At 53.7% G+C, this 19,282-nt stretch carries 13 protein-coding genes; 5 read left to right on the top strand and 8 right to left on the bottom strand.

The genetic code is table 11. From position 1 onward, the window contains the following. Window positions 1–50: 50 nt before the first annotated feature. The 4 genes from KCG43_RS17565 to KCG43_RS17550 form a co-directional block, all read right to left on the bottom strand. Window positions 51–1,259 (bottom strand): hydroxymethylglutaryl-CoA synthase, encoded by a 1,209-nt coding sequence (locus tag KCG43_RS17565; protein ID WP_218386551.1) that lies wholly within the window; start codon window positions 1,257–1,259, stop codon window positions 51–53. Between the two features lie 610 nt (window positions 1,260–1,869). Then, on the bottom strand, window positions 1,870–2,460 hold the full coding sequence (locus KCG43_RS17560; RefSeq protein WP_218386549.1) for a hypothetical protein: 591 nt from the start codon (window positions 2,458–2,460) through the stop codon (window positions 1,870–1,872). 291 nt (window positions 2,461–2,751) lie between these two features. After that, on the bottom strand, window positions 2,752–4,392 hold the full coding sequence (gene groL, locus KCG43_RS17555; RefSeq protein WP_192017322.1) for a chaperonin GroEL: 1,641 nt from the start codon (window positions 4,390–4,392) through the stop codon (window positions 2,752–2,754). Window positions 4,393–4,433: 41 nt separating this feature from the next. Beyond that, window positions 4,434–4,724, bottom strand: coding sequence for a co-chaperone GroES (locus KCG43_RS17550; protein WP_027254091.1), 291 nt, complete (start codon window positions 4,722–4,724; stop codon window positions 4,434–4,436). A 216-nt stretch (window positions 4,725–4,940) separates the two neighbouring features. On the opposite strand from KCG43_RS17550, the gene KCG43_RS17545 reads away from it, so the two are divergent. Next, window positions 4,941–6,332 (top strand): MATE family efflux transporter, encoded by a 1,392-nt coding sequence (locus KCG43_RS17545; protein WP_218386546.1) that lies wholly within the window; start codon window positions 4,941–4,943, stop codon window positions 6,330–6,332. 87 nt (window positions 6,333–6,419) lie between these two features. Here the strand turns inward: KCG43_RS17545 and KCG43_RS17540 are convergent, their stop codons facing one another. Then, window positions 6,420–6,956, bottom strand: a complete 537-nt coding sequence (locus tag KCG43_RS17540) for an FxsA family protein (protein ID WP_218386544.1) — start codon at window positions 6,954–6,956, stop codon at window positions 6,420–6,422. A gap of 371 nt (window positions 6,957–7,327) precedes the next feature. Between KCG43_RS17540 and KCG43_RS17535 the strand changes: the two genes are divergently transcribed. Beyond that, the gene (locus tag KCG43_RS17535) at window positions 7,328–9,190 is read left to right on the top strand and encodes a protein-disulfide reductase DsbD (RefSeq protein WP_218386542.1); all 1,863 of its coding nucleotides are present in this window, start codon (window positions 7,328–7,330) and stop codon (window positions 9,188–9,190) included. Between the two features lie 138 nt (window positions 9,191–9,328). Further along, on the top strand, window positions 9,329–9,967 hold the full coding sequence (locus tag KCG43_RS17530) for a response regulator transcription factor (protein WP_192017318.1): 639 nt from the start codon (window positions 9,329–9,331) through the stop codon (window positions 9,965–9,967). A 4-nt stretch (window positions 9,968–9,971) separates the two neighbouring features. Here the strand turns inward: KCG43_RS17530 and KCG43_RS17525 are convergent, their stop codons facing one another. Continuing rightward, window positions 9,972–11,720, bottom strand: a complete 1,749-nt coding sequence (locus KCG43_RS17525; protein ID WP_218386540.1) for a potassium/proton antiporter — start codon at window positions 11,718–11,720, stop codon at window positions 9,972–9,974. A gap of 405 nt (window positions 11,721–12,125) precedes the next feature. Between KCG43_RS17525 and KCG43_RS17520 the strand changes: the two genes are divergently transcribed. Further along, the gene (locus KCG43_RS17520; protein WP_192017316.1) at window positions 12,126–12,392 is read left to right on the top strand and encodes a DUF4212 domain-containing protein; all 267 of its coding nucleotides are present in this window, start codon (window positions 12,126–12,128) and stop codon (window positions 12,390–12,392) included. A 14-nt stretch (window positions 12,393–12,406) separates the two neighbouring features. Next, window positions 12,407–14,110 carry a sodium:solute symporter family protein gene (locus KCG43_RS17515; RefSeq protein ID WP_192017315.1) on the top strand — a complete coding sequence of 568 codons (1,704 nt, stop codon included), beginning with the start codon at window positions 12,407–12,409 and terminating at the stop codon, window positions 14,108–14,110. A gap of 185 nt (window positions 14,111–14,295) precedes the next feature. Here KCG43_RS17515 and KCG43_RS17510 read toward each other — a convergent pair whose 3' ends face one another. Continuing rightward, entirely contained in the window at window positions 14,296–17,757 is a 3,462-nt protein-coding gene (locus tag KCG43_RS17510) for a PAS domain-containing hybrid sensor histidine kinase/response regulator (protein WP_218386538.1), read from the bottom strand. Window positions 17,758–17,872: 115 nt separating this feature from the next. Further along, complete coding sequence (locus tag KCG43_RS17505) at window positions 17,873–19,045, bottom strand: 3-phenylpropionate MFS transporter (RefSeq protein ID WP_192017373.1); 1,173 nt, start codon at window positions 19,043–19,045, stop codon at window positions 17,873–17,875. Window positions 19,046–19,282: the final 237 nt, after the last annotated feature.

The raw sequence follows: 19,282 nt of genomic DNA, 5'->3' as shown, positions 1-19,282 counted from the left end.
TTAAACAAATAGTGGTATTGATTGGATGTTAAAAGTGGCGATGTCTGGCTTTAAGCCGCTTTGCTCATTGGCTCGAGCACACGTTCATAGACACGCTTGTTGTCGTGAATCGCGGCCAGCCTGAAGTTCGAGCCGGAAGTCGGGTTATAGCGAATGTTGGCCTGATCGTAGTCGCGCAGCTGGTACATATACTGACAATAGGTGTCGTAGCTGAGCGCGGTTCGTGCAGTCAGCTTTTGCTGATTCGCCAGGGTATTAATGGCCTGGCGGTAATTCTTATTCACAGTGCCCGAGAAGAATTCACCCACCGCCCCTGAGCCATAGCTGAAGAAGCCGATTGTCTGTCCTGTCAAATCCTGCTCAGCGTTATCAAGCAGAGACAGCAGGCCAATGTAGAGGCTGGCGGTATAGGTATTGCCAATTTCACGTCCGTATTGCTGGCTGATGCTGTAAGCGGCATCGGTTTTATCCGCCATCTGCTCAGGATACTGGGCGCTGAGGTGCTCAAAGGCTTTTTTGGCCATCTTAGTGAAAGGCTGGTGGAAGCAGAGCCATTCGAGCTGATCCAGCGGCTTACCGCCGTTGACCAGATAGCCTTGATAGCTGCTTGTCATCACATTGAGGTAGGCATCTTTCGACAACTCGCCGTCCACCAGGGCATGTTTGAACTGGTTCGGGCGCCAGAAATCCATGATGTCGGCACTGTAGCAGCCGCGTTCAGCATCAATCTCAATGATGTCCGGGTCAGCGGTAATCAGCATGGCTACCGCACCGGCACCTTGTGTGCATTCACCCGGGGTGTTTTGCTGATAACGGGCAATGTCGCAGGCCACAACCAGCACTGACTCATCCGGACGGGCACGCACCATATCGCAAGCCATCTGTAATCCGGCCGTACCGCCGTAGCAGGCCTGCTTCACTTCAAAAGCCCGGCAGTTGGGGTGAATGTCAATCAGTCCCATCAGATAAGCCGCACCCGACTTGGACTGGTCAACACCCGTTTCAGTGGCAAAAATGAGTGTCGAAATGGTTTTCACTTCTTCCGGTGTCATAGTATTCAGCACATCCTGCGCCGCATTGGCCGCAATCGAGATGGTATCTTCATCCGGCGTCGGTACAGCCATTTTTGACTGACCTATACCATAAAGGTATTTGGCAGGATCAATCTGATGGGCCTCAGCCAGTTTTTCCAGCGTGAGATAATTCTCTGTGGTGCTGAATTCAATGCGATTAATACCGACTTTGATTGCCTTGTTCATTTTTTCATTCCTTAATTTAAGTAAATTGATTGATTAATAAATGTCTCATTGCTTGTTGGAATTCATAATAGACAAGGCAGGTAAAAATAAAATTGAAAAAAATATAAAGCTATTAACCAAAAAATTAAAAGATAAACAAATCAGGAAATAAAAAACAATAAAATCAACATATTAAACACAAAACTACGTCATAAAAAGAACGAAACAAAAGTAGAAAAACCAAGAAAAAGATTAAAAACACCCAATAACAACTATATTTAAAGGTAATACAAATGACGAAGATAAATAAATTAACAAACCACTCATCAAAAATGTACTAGCAATAAACCAAAAAATTAAATCATTAACAATTAAGATAATTCCTGCTTATTGATGAACCGCATAAAAACTATACCTCAAAGAGATAGAGCAACGATGACAGCAATGTGCAAGGCAGTAAACTGCAAGCGATGACGTGCAGCTAAAAAGAGATGAGCAAGATAAGAGAAATAAAAAACGCAGAGCAGAAACCTGACTCGTGGCGCACCCATAACGATGTAGCACCCTGACACAGCATCAAAAAAGCCCGAGCCAGAAGGCCGGGCCTGAAAAACCGAATAAGCCGTAACCGCTACTGGCGGGTGATTACATAGGCATTATTCCCCATGCCAATGCCGACCCGGCAACTTGTAGAAAAATGGTGTCTGCTGCGGGTGTAGTTGGCAGGAATCGGCGAGTTGGCACACACAGTGAAACTGGATCTGTACTTATCGGCATACACCTGCGTGCTGCCGTTGACTGAGTTACCAGATCCAAAATTACAGGCCGGATTGTAGATGTTGGCGATAATCACAAAGCCATCGTACACCCGGCTGTGATATCCGGCGCAAGTGTTAAACCGTGAACCGTCCTTCGGCGCTACAGTCAGAATGTAGGCATTGTCGCTGTGCTGCCAGCTGCCGCAATCGAAATTAACTGTAGTACTGGTGATGACATAGCCGTCAGGAATGAAGTCGCCCCGGCAAATGGTCATTCTTCTCGACTGCGCCCGGAACATGTCACTGAGACGCTCGTCAGACAACATCTGATCGCCCGGGATCTGATGGATCTGAGCATCCATATGATATTGGTCAATAAAGCTTTGCTCTGCATCACCGGCATGACTACTCGTGGTGCCAAGAACGCAGCCGGCCATTAACAACGCCAAAGTGTGTTTCAACATAGTGCTCTCTCTGAAATACCGTTGAAAACACAGAGTCTTAAAGCAAGCTCAAGCACAAAGATATGGCTGAGTAGTAAATATGCAATAAAGCTAATAACAAAACTGTACTGATAGTCAGCATGGTTACAGACTGGCGCCCTAGCTGTCACTGATGGCCTAGCCAGCCACTCATCGGTCACCGTGACAAAGAACGCATGTGCTGTAATAGATAGAGGAAACCTCGCCTGCCAGAAACAAAGAACCCGCCATACGGCGGGTTCTTTTATCTTTTTCAGCAGGTGACAGGGCTGATTACATCATGCCGCCCATACCACCCATGCCGCCCATGGCCGCGCTCATGTCCGGCGCGTCAGCTTTAGGCAGCTCAGTGACCATGGCTTCGGTGGTGATCATCAGACCCGCTACAGAAGCGGCGAACTGCAGTGCAGAACGGGTCACTTTAGTTGGATCCAGGATACCCATTTCCAGCATGTCGCCGTACTCGCCAGTGGCCGCGTTATAACCGTAGTTACCTTCGCCACGCTTCACTTCGTTCGCCACGACAGACTCTTCATCGCCCGCGTTACGCACAATTTGACGCAGTGGTGCTTCCATGGCGCGCAGCGCTACACGGATACCGACAGTTTGCTCTTCATTGTCGCCAGTCAGATTAGTCACTTTAGAGGCTGCACGAACCAGAGCAACACCACCACCGGCAACCACGCCTTCTTCAACCGCAGCACGGGTTGCGTGCAGGGCATCTTCGACGCGGTCTTTTTTCTCTTTCATTTCAACTTCAGTCGCCGCACCGACTTTGATCACAGCAACACCGCCAGCCAGTTTGGCTACGCGCTCTTGCAGTTTCTCTTTGTCGTAGTCAGAGGTAGCGTCTTCGATTTGCTGACGGATCTGAGTCACACGGCCCTGAATCGCCACTTCTTCACCATGACCATCAATGATGGTGGTGTTTTCTTTAGTGATAGAGATACGCTTGGCCTGACCCAGATCTTCCAGCGTCACTTTATCCAGTTCCATGCCGATTTCTTCAGAAATCACAGTACCGGCAGTCAGCACCGCGATGTCCTGCAACATAGCTTTACGGCGATCGCCAAAGCCTGGTGCTTTCACCGCCGCCACTTTCACAATGCCGCGCATGTTGTTCACCACCAGGGTAGCCAGTGCTTCGCCTTCAACATCTTCTGCGATAATCAGCAGAGGACGAGAGGCTTTCGCCACCGCTTCCAGAGTTGGCAGCAGCTCACGGATGTTAGAGATTTTCTTATCTACCAGCAGGATGAACGGGCTTTCCAGCTCGACACTGCCTGCTTCCTGGTTGTTGATGAAGTAAGGAGACAGGTAGCCACGATCGAACTGCATACCTTCAACCACGTCCAGCTCGTCATGCAGAGCCTGACCTTCTTCAACAGTGATAACGCCGTCACGGCCGACTTTTTCCATCGCTTCAGCGATGATGTTACCCACGGTAGAATCGGAGTTGGCAGAGATAGTACCTACCTGCGCGATCGCTTTGCTGTCTGCACAAGGAGAAGACAGCGCTTTCAGTTCTTCTACCGCCGCAATCACGGCTTTATCGATACCGCGCTTCAGATCCATCGGGTTCATGCCCGCTGCGACCGCTTTCAAACCTTCGGTGATGATCGCCTGAGCCAGTACAGTGGCTGTTGTTGTACCGTCACCCGCCGCGTCATTGGCCTGAGACGCCACTTCTTTCACCATTTGTGCGCCCATGTTCTGGAATTTATCTTCCAGTTCAATTTCACGCGCAACAGAAACGCCATCTTTAGTGATAACCGGCGCACCGAATGATTTGTCCAGTACGACGTTACGGCCTTTAGGACCCAGGGTGACTTTTACGGCATCGGCCAGAACGTTGACACCTTCCAGCATTTTTACGCGAGCATCGTTACCGAATTTTACGTCTTTAGCAGCCATGTTTATCTTCCTTTCTTAATTCTTAATTCAAAGTGAATGGATTATTCAACGATTGCCAAGATGTCATTTTCAGACATGATGAGAACTTCTTTACCGTCGATCTTCTCAGACTTGGTGGCATAACCTTCAGCGAAAATAACGCTGTCGCCAACCTTAACGTCCAATGGCTGCACAGAACCATTCTCCAGAATGCGGCCCTTGCCTACAGCTAAAACTGTACCGCGGGTCGATTTTTCTGCAGCAGAACCAGTCAGAACGATGCCACCAGCAGATTTTGATTCAACTTCCTGGCGCTCAACGATCACTCGGTCATGTAAAGGACGAATATTCATCGGGTCGTCTCTCCTGATTTTGGTAATATTTATGGGTTGTTAGAAAGCAGGACGGTGTTTGGTTCCATCCCGCCAAAACTGATACTTAGACATGTTGGGTCGTTTTTCTGGAACCCAAGTCCTGACGATGATTTTTTTTACTTTTTGTGCCAGATTTTTTGCCCGATCACATTCTTTGCATTAGGGTGTGCAGGCAAAGACAGACCTGAGAGCCTTATGACCCAAACTGTACGACCTGATAAACACGGTTTACTGTCCGATCCTATCCCGGAAGTCCTGCGACGCCTGACCATCCCTATGGTGTTTGGCATGGTCGCTATCCTGATGTTTAATCTGGTCGATACCTTTTTCATTGCTTTGCTGGGTACCCAGGCTCTGGCGGCAGTCAGTTTCACCTTTCCGGTCACGTTTGCCATCAACTCCATCACCATGGGCGTGGGCGTCGGGTTATCAGCCTGCATTGGCCGCCTGCTGGGCAGCGGTAGCAGCCAGGCGGCGGCCAGAGTCTCCAGCCATGGTTTGTTACTAGCATTGCTGTTGGTGATCCTCGCTGTAATCGCCGGACTGCTGACCATCAATCCGCTGTTCCGCCTGCTGGGCGCCGAAGACAGCCTGCTGCCGATTATTCATGACTATATGGAAGTCTGGTATCTGGCGATCCCGCTGCTGGTCATTCCCATGGCCGGTAACAGTGCTATCCGGGCTACAGGCGATGCGAAATCGCCGGCAAAAATCATGATGCTGGCCGGAGTGATCAACGGCGTGCTCGATCCCCTGCTGATTTTTGGCTACGGCCCTTTTCCGGAACTGGGAGTGCGCGGCGCGGCCATTTCAAGCGGCGTTAGCTGGGCGTTTGCATTAGTCTGGTCGTTACGGATATTGATTGTGCGCGAAAAGCTGCTGGCGATACCGGATCTCCGGCTGATCGTTGCCGACTGGCGACAGATACTGCACATAGGGACCCCGGCCGGGCTGTCCAACGCCCTGGCACCTTTATCCAATGCCCTGGTGATGGTCTTGCTGGCCAGCCAGGGCACCGCCTCTGTCGCAGCCTATGGCGCGGCTATACGGGTGGAATCGTTGCTGATGCTGGTCATGTTCGCCCTGAGTTCAGCCCTGATGCCTTTCATGGCGCAGAATTTCGGCGCAAAACAGCCCAGACGGGCCTTTGATGCCCTGTTCACGGCCATGAAATTCGCGTTGGGCTTTCAGTTGCTGGTGTTTGTGATGATGGTGCCGCTGAGCTGGCCCATATCGCTCATGTTCAGCCAGGATGAAGCGGTGCAGACCCAGCTTTGGCATTACCTGATACTGGTACCGGCCAGCTACGGATTGCTGGCCGTGTGCATGCAATTGATCAATGCCCTGAATGCCATGCATCTGTCCTTTCAGGCACTGTTGTGGAATCTGATCCGTCTGTTCGGTTTGTTGCTGCCGGCAGCCTGGGTTGGCAGCCGGTTAAATGGTACTGAAGGATTATTTACCGGGATCGCCGTAGCCAATCTGCTGTGCGGTCTGGCGGCACTGGGGTATGTACGCAGGCTGCACCGGCAACATGTCAGTTCAGGGCACCAACATGACGCGGGCTCGTCTTCACGCTCGCGATAGCTGCCGCTGACAGTTGCGCGTTTAATGGATTCCCGCCTACGCGGGAATGACATTTATTTCATTTAAATCAACAACCTAACAAATCACTCAGTGCAGCCGGTGCTGATCATCGTCATCTGATTTGTCTTTCTTCTCTTTCTCGTCTTTGTCTTTGCGCTCATATTCGCCGTCAAATACATCACCGTTTTGATCGCGGTGGAATGGATCGCGGTCTGAAAACGGCCCTTGCGGACCAAAGCCACCGCCAAAGCCGCTCTGATGCATGCTCTGCACTTTCACTTTAGTCATCAGAAACTTCGCCAGCGCGGCACGAGGCCCGGGCAGTAACACCACCAGCCCCATAGCGTCAGTCATAAAGCCCGGTGTCAGCAGCAGCACACCGGCTACCGCCAGCATCACACCTTCCACAATTTGCTGGGCGGGCAATTCCCCTTTATTTAGCCTGTCCTGCACCGACATAAGGGTCGCAAAACCCTGGCTGCGAACCAGTGAAGCGCCGACCACGGCCGTCAGCAGTACCAGCAACAGGGTCGGCCACAGACCAATGACACCGCCAACCTGTACAAACAGGGCGATCTCTATGATGGGAACCAGAATGAATAAAAACAAAAGTACCGGAAACACAAACACCCCTTATATAAGGCTGGCGATTATTGAGGAAACGGCTGTCCACAGTTGAGCTGCAGCCGCATTGCGTAAAGATGCCGACTATGATGGCGAGATTGCCCTGATTTTCAACCATAGCAGCAGAGGCTTTTAGCTGGATCACCTTTTCTGCATCGATTTTTTGCCGCTGACTCGGCTGAGGCTCCGAAACCAACAGCGGTTAGTGCACTTCGCCAAGCCTGCCGGGAGCTATAATTGCCTGAGAACACAGACAATGAAACTCTGCCTGATTTCTCGGGTCTGACACATAGTCCCCATATGGGGTATATTGGCAACATGAAAGCGCCATCTTCAAGCCTATGACCCGAGACTGAACGAGCCCGAATCCGATGACTATACTGCGACACTTGCCCATTACGCGTTTATTTGTCTTCTGCCTGCTGATACTCAGCCTGCCGCTGCGGGCGGAATTTTCTCTGCCGGGGCTGACAGGTTCATCGAGTCAGAACAGTTTTGTCCCTGTTGATCAGGCCTTTGCCTTTAACTTTTCGCAGAACACCGATCAACTGGTGCTCGACTGGCAGGTCAAACCGGGTTACTACCTGTATCAGCATCAGTTTTCTGTGGTGGCAAACGGGGCAACCATAGGCGATATCCGTTTGCCGGCAGGCACACCCTACAAAGATGAGTTTTTCGGCGAGGTACAGATATACCCTGAATCTCTCTCACTCACAGTGCCCATTGTACAGGCCAGTGACAACGCGACCCTGACCGTCCGTTATCAGGGCTGTGCCAAGGCCGGTTTCTGTTATCCCCCCGAAACCCGCGAGGTGCCTCTGTTTGCTACCGCCTCCGCCGCGGGTACGCCGTTGTCTGGCCAGGAGCCGGTCAAAGCCAAGCTGATAGTAAGCACTGACAATCAAACAGCAACAGTGGCATCATCCGGCTCAGCCGGACAACCGCTCAGCAGCAGTGCGCCACTGAGCCAGCAGGATCAACTGGCCAGCGATCTGGCGCAGCAGTGGTGGACGCCGCTGCTGTTTCTGGCGCTGGGCATAGGGCTGGCGTTCACGCCCTGTGTGCTGCCTATGTACCCGATCCTGACCGGTATCGTGTTGGGCCGTGGCCAGCTCAGCAGCGGACGCACGTTCACTCTGGCTTTCACCTATGTCCAGGGTATGGCACTGACTTACACCTTACTGGGGTTAGTGGTCGCTTCGGCGGGCATGCAGTTTCAGGCTGCCTTGCAACATCCTTATGTCCTGATTGGCCTGAGCATTCTCTTTGTCGTATTGGCATTGTCTATGTTCGGCGTCTACAATCTGCAACTCCCTTCCAGTGTGCAGACCTGGCTGAATCAGCTGAGCAATCAGCAGAAAGGCGGCCAGCTCGGCGGCGTATTTGCGATGGGCGCCATTTCCGGACTGGTTTGCTCGCCGTGCACCACAGCGCCCTTGTCCGGCGCCTTGATTTACGTTGCCCAAAGCGGCGACTTACTGACTGGCGCGGTCGCACTGTACGCTCTGGCGATGGGGATGGGGATCCCGCTGATGCTGGTCGCCATGTTCGGTAACCGCCTGCTGCCGAAAGCAGGCGCCTGGATGGACAGCGTTAAAATATTCTTCGGCCTGGTGCTGCTGGCTGTGCCGCTGTTCCTGCTGGAACGCATTCTGCCCGCAAACCTGATGCCGTATTTATGGGCCGCATTCGGACTGGGTGCCTTCGGTTGGTTGTACCATGTGAAACAAGGTATGGCCCATTCCTGGCGCAGCAGTCTGGTGGGTGTCATCGCCATTATTGGTCTGCTCGTTTCCCTGCAGCCCGTCTATCAGGGACTGACAGGCACTCAGCCACAAACCGTGCAGCAGAACGCGCCAGAGATCAGCTTCCAGCGCGTGGCCAGTATGGATGAACTCAATTCAGCGCTGGCTCAGGCCAAAGCCGAAGGTAAACCTGTGATGCTGGATTTTTACGCTGACTGGTGTGTCGCCTGCAAAGAGTTCGATAAGTACACTTTCCACGATGCCAGCGTGGCGCCAGAATTACAGCGTTTCGTCCTGTTGCAGGCCGACGTCACCGACACGAATCCGGACGACATCAAGCTGCTGCAAAAGATGAATGTGCTGGGTCTGCCGACGCTGGATTTCTGGCATGCTGATGGTGAACAGGCTCCGAAAGCCCGCCTGACCGGTTTCGTTGAAGCTGAGCCCTTTCTCGATCACCTGAAAGCCAACCAGCTGATAGGCCAGTAAGCAGAAAAGTATTCTCTTAAAGCATAAAATACCCCCCAAATACACACGGGAACGGATCCAGTTCGTATCTTGGGGGGGAACAAATTGATCTGGCATTTCAGCAATGCTAGCGTTAGGAAAAACAAGAAGCTTAATGTCATGGACGCTCAGTACACTATAGTCATTGCCGATGACCACCCGCTGTTTCGAAACGCCCTGTTTCAGTCAGTACACATGGCGGTCAGCAAGGCCAATCTGCTGGAAGCAGATTCTCTCGATACACTGTTACAGCTGCTTGATAAAGAACCGGATGTTGATCTTTTGCTGCTGGATTTAAAAATGCCGGGTGCCAACGGCATGTCCGGTCTGATCCAGCTTCGCGCCCAGCACCCGGAACTGCCGGTCGTGGTGGTGTCTGCCAATGAAGAAGCTTCCGTCATCCGTCAGGTCCGTCATCACGGTGCTTTTGGCTTTATTCCCAAATCCAGCGATATGCGTGAACTTATCAGCGCACTGAATCAGGTGCTGGACGGAGAACCTTATTTTCCGCCGGGTATCGGTGAAGATGAAGACAACCCCGAGCTGGATGCACTGGCGGCCCGCATCGCCACCCTGACTCCGCAACAGTACAAGGTCCTGTGCATGCTGTCCGATGGCCTGCTCAACAAGCAGATCGCCTACGAGCTCAATGTCTCTGAAGCCACCATCAAGGCGCACATGACAGCCATTTTCCGTAAGCTCGGGGTAAAAAACCGCACTCAAGCGGTTATCCTGTTAAATGAGCTCAGTGACGAGTAAGTGATCACTCACCGTTATCACCTTGTTCCGCCTCTTCTTCTGGCAGGCGTAAGCCGACCTTAGTGACCTGCCAGTCGGCGATATCTGCCACCACCCAATGCAAGCCATTCCACTCAAAGTTATCCCCCAGTACCTGATTGGTTCCCAGATGCTGAATAACCAGATCTTTCAGTGTCATGGCTGGATTGACTTCCCCTAACTCCAGACCATAAGCGATGGCGACATCAGCCAGCCGGGCTTCGGCATCCAGAAAAAAGTCACCAAAGAAACGCGCCAACTCGGCTTTCTCTGGGGCTTCACTGAACAGCTGACTCAGGGCTTCCAGATCTTTCTCCTGCGCCAGCACACACAAGGTATCCCCCTCTTCCAGCCGGGTACTGCCCGATGGGTGCAGCAATTGCTGCTCGCGGAACACAGCCGCAATCCGGGTGCCCAGCGGGAGTGACAAGTTACGTAAAGGCTCACCGATACACCACTTATCGGCTTTCATTTTGTAGACAAACAGCTCCCACTCACTGGTTGGAAACACTTCCACCCCGGTGCGGAACACAGGTTCGGGACGAGGCGGCAGCTCGACTTTGGCCAGCGACATGGCTTTGGTCAGGGTTCCCCCCTGCAGGATCAGCGATACCATGACCACGAAAAAAGCCAGATTGAAATACAACTGAGCATTGGGCAGTCCGGCCATCATAGGAAAAACCGCCAGGATAATGGGCACGGCGCCGCGCAGGCCCACCCAGGAAATAAACCATTTTTCCCGTGCCGTGAAGCTGCGAAACGGCAGCAGGCTGATCCAGACCGATATCGGACGGGCAAAGACAATCATCCCGAACGCCAATGCCAGTCCGGGCAGTGCAATCGCAATCAGATTTGACGGGGTGACCAGCAGCCCTAGCACCAGGAACATACAAATCTGGCTGAGCCAGGTCATGCCATCCAGCACATTGAGAATAGAATGACGGCAGCGGGTCGGACGATTACCCAGCAGCAACCCCACCAGATAGATGGATAAAATACCGCTGCCGCCCAAGGTGTTTGAAATGGCAAAGATCATCAATCCGCCGCTGACCGCCAGAATTGAGTACAGCCCCTCTGGCAGATGATTACGATTAATCAGGCGCCACAACAGCCAGCCTCCCGCCAGTCCGGCGATGGCACCTATGCCAAACTGCTTGACGAAACTCAGGGCCAGAAAACCGGCGCTGAACTCAGTTCCCTGGCTGCTGAGCACCGCAATCAGGGTCACGGTCAGAAACACCGCCATGGGATCATTGGTGCCCGATTCAATCTCCAGGGTCGAGCCTACCCGCTCATTCAGGCTACGCCCTTTGAGCAGGGAAAACACCGCCGCGGCATCGGTAGAGCCGACAATCGCGCCAACCAGAATGCCCTGCAGCGGCTCCAGATCAAACAACCAGGTTGCCATCAGGCCGGTCAGCGCGGTAGTGATCGCTACCCCTAAGATGGCCAGCGCCACGGAGGGCCATAAGGCGACCCGGAAACTGGCCACCCGGGTCCGCATGCCGCCATCAAGCAGAATAATCGCCAGCGCCAGGTTACTGACCAGATACGCCACAGAATAATCATCAAACAAGATACCGCCCGGGCCGTCTTCACCGGCCATCATGCCGACGATCAGAAACACCAGCAGAATTGGAATGCCTAATTTGGATGATACCGGGCTCAGGAGAACACTTAACGCAATCAGTAAAGCGCCAACCAGAAAAAAACCGTTAATGGTAATCGCGTCCACTCATCCTCCAAAGATTATTATTAATTCAGCAACCTGCTAACAAACCGGTTGCTCCTGTATTTTGCCCTAATATACAGCGACATTAAGAAAACTATATGTAAACAATTCCCCGACATTGCCAGTATTTAACGCTTACCAAACACTGTTTCGCCCGCGAATATTCGGAACGGAGTCATGGTAACCGCCTGATCTTTATCTGCTGACCGCCTTATACTTTCGGCTAACTTAACAGCAATTTAACATCCCATTTTTCTTGAGTCATATCACTAACTTTCTAAATTTAGCTGACATTTGATGGTTTTTTGCCCGACTAAAGTTGCACTGTGCGTCTTCAATAAGCTTGCTATTGTCATCACGTAACATTTTTATAACTGAAAAATGACTGACCATAGTAAGGAGATGACCATGGCGTTTGAATCCAAGGAGCAAGCGCAAGCCTACTGGAAGGAGAACCTGACGATTATGGGTTCTTTGCTTGCCATCTGGTTCCTCGTGTCATACGGGGCCGGTGTGTTGTTTGTGGATGTCCTGAACCAGTTTCAGCTGGGCGGCTTTAAGCTCGGTTTCTGGTTTTCACAACAAGGTTCCATTTACATCTTTGTCGCATTGATATTTGTCTATGTCTACAAGATGAATGCGCTGGACCGCAAATTCAACGTTCACGAGGATTAAGGGAGTAGTCACTCATGGATATTCAAACCTGGACCTTCATACTGGTTGGTCTGTCTTTCGCACTCTATATCGGGATCGCAATCTGGTCCCGCGCCGGATCTACCAGCGAGTTCTACGTGGCCGGCGGTGGTGTCCACCCTGTTGCTAACGGCATGGCGACTGCTGCTGACTGGATGTCTGCCGCTTCGTTCATTTCTATGGCAGGTATCATTTCGTTCGCCGGCTATGACGGCGGCGTGTACCTGATGGGCTGGACCGGCGGTTATGTGCTGCTGGCACTGTGCCTTGCCCCTTACCTGCGTAAATTCGGCAAGTTCACTGTGCCAGACTTCATCGGCGACCGTTATTACTCCCGCACTGCCCGTATGGTAGCTGTGTTCTGTGCCATCTTTGTTTCTTTCACCTATGTAGCAGGACAAATGCGTGGCGTGGGCGTGGTTTTTGCCCGCTTCCTGGAAGTCGACATTAACGTCGGTATCATTATTGGTATGGCTATCGTGTTCTTCTATGCGGTCATGGGCGGCATGAAAGGCATTACCTATACCCAGGTTGCACAGTACTGCGTGCTGATCTTTGCCTTCATGGTTCCTGCCATCTTCACCTCTATCATGGTCACCGGCTCTGCGATTCCGCAAATCGGCTTCGGTTCGACCATCAGTGGGACGGATGTCTACCTGATGGACAAGCTGGAAGGGCTGAGTACCGAACTGGGCTTCACCTCCTACATCGACGGCTCCAAGAGCATGGTAGATGTGTTCTTCATCACCGCGGCTCTGATGGTAGGTACGGCGGGTCTGCCGCACGTGATCATCCGTTTCTTCACCGTACCTCGCGTAAAAGATGCCCGTATTTCTGCTGGTTGGGCACTGCTGTTCATTGCCTTCCTGTACACCACGGCGCCAGCTGTGGCAGCGTTTGCCCGTATCAATATGTTTGAAACCTTAAATGGTCCGGACATGCAGGGTGTCGCGGCAGAACAAGCACCAAGCTGGGTAACCAACTGGGAGAAAACCGGTCTGGTAGCCTGGGAAGACAAGAATGGCGACGGCAAAATGTTCTACTCTGGCGATGAGCGTAACGAGATGAACATCAACCGTGACATCATAGTACTGGCAAGTCCTGAGCTGGCCAAACTGCCAAACTGGGTTGTTGCCCTGCTGGCAGCGGGTGGTCTGGCCGCGGCACTGTCGACGGCGGCCGGTTTGCTGCTGGTGATTTCCACTTCGGTGGCGCATGACCTGCTCAAGAAAGGCTTCAAACCCAATATGACGGATAAACAGGAGCTGAGGGCGGCCCGGATAGGGGCAGCGCTGGCCATTATCGGTGCTGGCTATCTGGGGATTAACCCACCAGGCTTTGTGGCACAGGTGGTAGCCTTCGCCTTCGGTCTGGCGGCATCGTCCTTCTTCCCGGCGATTATCATGGGCATCTTCTACAAGAAGATGAATAAAGAAGGCGCTATCGCCGGTATGCTGAGCGGTATCCTGTTCACCGCGGCTTACATCATTTACTTCAAGTTCATCAACCCTGCGGCCAGCACCCCGGACAACTGGTGGTTCGGCATCAGTCCTGAAGGAATTGGTACACTGGGTATGTGTGTGAACTTTGTGGTATCAATTGTCGTGAACAAGTTCACGGCAGAAGTCCCGGAAGATGTACAGGAGCTGGTGGAATCTATCCGTTATCCGAAAGGGTCTGGTGAAGCTCACAGCCACTAAACAACACCGACATAATAACAACACTCAGTAGCAACAAATGGGGGAAACCCCGCTCGCTGACGGAGCCATGATGGCTCCGTTTTTTTGTGCGCAGAATGACAGTTAAGCCACTGAGTGAAACCCCTTCCCTCATCCCGCGAAAGCAAAGATCCACTGGATGGATACAGAAAAGAGAGCAAACGGCTTCAACTGATCCTGGCCTGCGCGTACTGGTTCAGCAAAGAGCGCAGTTTCAGCGGTTTCACCGGCTTACTGATAAAGGCAAAGCCTTTACTGCGGATCGTTTGCTGGTTTTCCGGCAATCGGTCGGCACTGATGATCACACCTTTAAACACCTCTCCCAGCTTGGCTTCACACTGGATCAGTACATCCAGCCCCGTTTCCAGTTCAGTCAGGTGATAGTCACTGAAAATGACATCTGGTATCCAGCCATCATGACATTGCTCCAGCGCGGCCGACACAGATTCCGCCAGCCGGATGTCACATCCCCAGCGGTTCAGCAGACTTTCCATACCTGTCAGTATGTCTTTCTCATTGTCGACACAGAGCACCCGGGTGCCGTACAGTGGCAACGGCTGTTCCGGCGCTGCCTGCGGTTTTTCTTTCGGCAGATGCATCGCCTGCCCCCGGCGCACAGACAGTGCGAACACTGTCCCCTCGCCCAGCCAGGACCGCAATGACAACGGATGATCCATCACCCGGCTGATCCCCCGGGCAATTGCCAGCCCGAGACCAAGACCGTGATCCCCGCGTCCGCGGTCTATACGGGTGAACTCATCAAAAATATTGGCCTGTTTCTCTTGCGGTATTCCGGGGCCGTTATCCCAGACTTCTATCCTGAGCTGGCTGCCAACCCGCCTAACACCCAGCAGCACTTTACCGCCAGGGTTATAGCGAAAAGCATTAGTCAGGAAGTTTTGCAGCGCCCGGCGCAGCAGCTTAGGATCGGAATGCACCAGGGCCTTGCTGTCTACCACGGAAAAATCTATACCCTGCTGTTTTGCCAGCGCACTGAACTCGGCATTAAGATTATTGAACACATCACTGAGCGGGAAAACGTGGACATTGACCTGCAGTTTTCCGGCCTCCAGACGCGATACATCGAGCAAATCACCAATCAAATCTTCCGCAGCCCCCAGGGCACTTTCGATATGGTGTGCCAGTTTTGTGCTTTCTTCATCCTTGGCCACCTCAGACAGCGACGATGAAAACAGACGGGCCGCATTGAGCGGCTGCATCAGATCGTGGCTGACCGCGGCCAGAAAGCGGCTTTTCGAGTGTGCCTGCTGCTCGGCATGCTGAGTAGCCGAGACCAGCCGGCGGTTCAGCTGTTCCAGCTCTTGCGTTCGCTGCCGCACCCTGGCCTCCAGATTTTCATTGGCTTCTTTGAGCGCTTCCTCTGCCTGACGAAATGCCGTGATATCGGTAAAGCTCATGACGAAGCCGCCCCCCGGCATCGGATTACCCTGCACTTCAATCACCCGCCCGTCCGGCCGGATCCGGGAAGAGGTATGTGCCGTGCCGTGCTGCAGGTGCTTTACCCGCTTGGCGACATGGACTTCAGGATCCCCCGGTCCGCACAAACCCAGACGCGCGTTATGGCGGATCACATCCGCAATCGGCCGCCCGACCTGAATCAAACCGGGCGGGAAAGAAAACAGTTCCAGATAACGCTGGTTCCAGGCCACCAGCCGCAGCTGTTTATCCACTACGGCAATCCCCTGGCTGATGTGCTCAATGGCGCCTTGCAGCAGTCCGCGGCTGAAATCAAACAATTCAGAAGCTTCATCGACTATGGTGGCCACTTCTTCCAGCTGCATGTTGCGCCCCTGCAACGCAGAGGTCAGCACTAGGCGGGCCGAAGAGGCGCCAAAAACCCCCGCCAGTACCCGTTCGGTATGGCGAATCAGGCTGGCCGGCGCCTGCTGCTGGGGCTGAAAATTAAACTGGTGTTGCTGGGCAAAGTGAGTGAAGGCCTGACGCATCCGCTTGCGGCCGACAAACCGCGCCGCCAGGAGTTCAAGCTCAGACACTGTCACTCTGGCCTGGTACAGACGGGCGTCATCGGCCTCCGGCATGGGGGCGCCGACAAAAGTGGCCGCCTGCAGGCGCTCTGTCAGTGATGAGCGGGTCACCATAGACACCAGAACGTATAGCAGCAGGTTGGTCGTCAGACTGATCAGCATGCCCCAGTCCACTGTGGTCAACTCGCTCAGTACCGGCAGAGCCGGGGGTGTCAGCAACCACAGCAACAGGTTAGTGTCGGCACTGCCGGCCAGCATACCCGTCTGGCTCATCAGGGTGATCACCCACAGCGCGGTGCCGCCCAGCATACCGGCATAGACACCGTTGCGGTTGCCTTCGCGCCAGTAAATCCCCCCCAGCAACGCCGGTGCGAACTGGGCAATCGCCGCAAAGGATAACAACCCGATCGCCGACAGCGATTCGATTTCATCCAGCACTTCATGGAAGCCCCAGGCCGCCAGCAGCAGCAGCAGAATCAGGCCGCGGCGGATATTGAGCAGCAGTCCGGAAAACGCCGCATGGTTACGGCTCGACACTCGCAGCCGGCGCAGCAACAACGGCAGCACCAGATCGTTGGATGCCATAATGGCCAGTGCTATGGTCGAGACAATCACCATGCCGCTGGCCGCTGAGGTGCCGCCCAGAAAAGCCAGCAAGGCGATGGTGTCAGCCCCTTGCAGCAAAGGCAGGTTGATCACATAGGTATCGGCTGCGACATCCGGCAGCAGCACTTTTCCGGCCAGTGCCAGCGGAATCACAAATATTCCCATCAGTAACAGATACACAGGGAATACCCGGCGGGCGAGATGCAGATCCGGGGCGTGGGTATTTTCCACCACAGTCGTATGGAACTGGCGCGGCAGACAGATGATCGCCGTCATGGTCAGCAAGGTATGAATAATAAAACTGCCGGCATTGATATCCATGGATGGCAGCACAGACACGTCCAGCTGGCTCAGTTCCAGTGCCGGTATGTCCCACCACAACAGCATGACAAACAGCCCCACCACCAGAAAGGCCGCCAGTTTGATCAAAGATTCAAACGCCACCGCCATCATCATGCCGCGATGGTGCTCAGTGGTATCGAGATGACGGGTGCCGAACAGCACAGTAAATGCGGCCAGCGCCAGTGTCACCAGCCAGGCGATATCACCGTCATTGAGCATACTGTTGCGGGTCAGATCCGGGGCAACCTGGGCCAGCCCCATGGTGATCCCCCGCAACTGCAGGGCGATATAAGGCAGAATACCGGCAGTGGCAATCAGGGTGACCAGTACCGCCAGCCCCTGAGACTTGCCATAGCGGGCGGCGATAAAATCGGCAATCGAGGTAATATGCTCGCGCTTGGCGATCAGAATCAGGCGGGCAAAAATACGCCAGCCAAAGGTGAAGACCAGAATGGGCGCCAGATATATCGGCAGAAACGACCACAGATCCCGGCTGGCCTGACCGACAGTGCCGTAAAACGTCCAGGAAGTGCAATAGACCGCAATCGACAGACTGTATATCCAGGGGCGCCAGCGGGACATCCATCCGGCATGTTTATCGCCGTACCAGGCAATAAGAAACAATAGCCCAAGATAGGCCAGTGATACCGGCACGACTATCCATCCCTGCTCCATAGGATCTCCCTGAAAAATGTTCCCTGATTCGGCCCCGTGCCTGGGGCCGAGTGTACCTCACTCTCGGGTGAGTATCCGTCCGGCAGGTCACATCTCACCGGCCAGGCTGTATGACTTAATGCACTTCGCGCGCCGCTGCCCGTTCCGCCTGAGGCGATTCATCAATTTTCATCAGCAATACCGGCAGCCCCATCACAGCCATCAGCCAGAACACATCGGCTCCCCACCAGCCGTATCCCCAGCCGCTCAGGGTGGTCAGCGCCGCCATTACCGCGCCCAGCGGCAAGGCATTGTACAGCGCCTGCAGGGCAACCATCTGGTGGCTTTGCGCATGCTGGATATAACGAATCGCCGCCAGATGCGCCGCCGCAAAGGTCACCCCATGCAGCGCCTGCGTCAGCACCAGCATCGGCAGTTCTGTCATGGTCGCGGTCAGTCCCCAGCGCAACAAGACACCCGCCGCCGCCAGCCGGAACATGGCTGCCACACTCCAGCCGGCAAACAACCGCTTGCTGAGTGCAAACACCGCAACCTCAGCGATCACACTGAAACTCCACAAATAACCACTCACCGCTTCGCTGTAACCGATCGTTTTCCAGTACATGGCGCTGAAGCTGTAATACGCGGCGTGGCTTCCCTGCAGCAGGGCCACAATGATCAGAAAACGCATCACCCGTTTATCGCGCAGAATCCCCAGTAACGGAGGCCGGGGCTGACGTACTGTGGTGGCTTCGCTTGGCAATACAGTTGGTTGGCGCAATGACAATAACAGGGCGGCAGCCAGCCCGCCAACCGCCACCCAGGGGATCACCGCCGCGCCAAACTCGGCAGCCGCCATACCGGCTATGGTCGAACCGACAATAAAAGCGATCGATCCCCACAGCCGGGTTCGACCATAGTCTAAATGCCCATGTTTGGCGTAATAATTAGCCAAACTGTCTGTCAGCGGGATCACCGGCCCGACGAGAATATTAAACAGCACAATCACGGCTGTCAGTGCGATCAAATTGCCGCTGACCATCACAAATGACACGCAGCAGATCAAACTGAGTACCGCCAGCCAGCGCAACGCCGGCAACAGATGCTCCACCTGGTGCACCCTGGGCGTCAGCACCATATTGGCAAAGCAGCGCACCCCCAGGCCCAGGCCCAGCAACACGCCGATATCACCGGCTGGTATGCCCAGAGAATTCAGCCAGACGGCCCAAAACGGCAGATACACGCCATAGTTAAAGTAAAAGCCGAACATATACTGCGCTGTCCAGCCAAACGGGCTACTTCTTAACATCCCAAAACCCTGCTGCATGAAAATGGTCGCCATTATGCCTGTCCAGCACATGGCAGGAAAGGCGGCAGCAACGTTATTGGCCCTGAAACCGTACATTATCCCGCCTTTAACCGCACAACAGCGGTTTGGTCGTCCCCTAGACTAAAGTCGGCTGGAGCAAAAGCGGGCACTGGGCGACACTGCTTAGCAGAGGAGTCACCATCACCACTGTGCACACCCGCGCCACCCGCGCTAGCA

Source organism: Photobacterium sp. WH24, from assembly GCF_019204055.1.
Taxonomy (GTDB): Bacteria; Pseudomonadota; Gammaproteobacteria; order Enterobacterales; family Vibrionaceae; genus Photobacterium; species Photobacterium arenosum.
The sequence above is the reverse complement of the archived record's forward strand: the minus strand, read 5'-3'. Positions and strand labels throughout refer to the sequence as shown.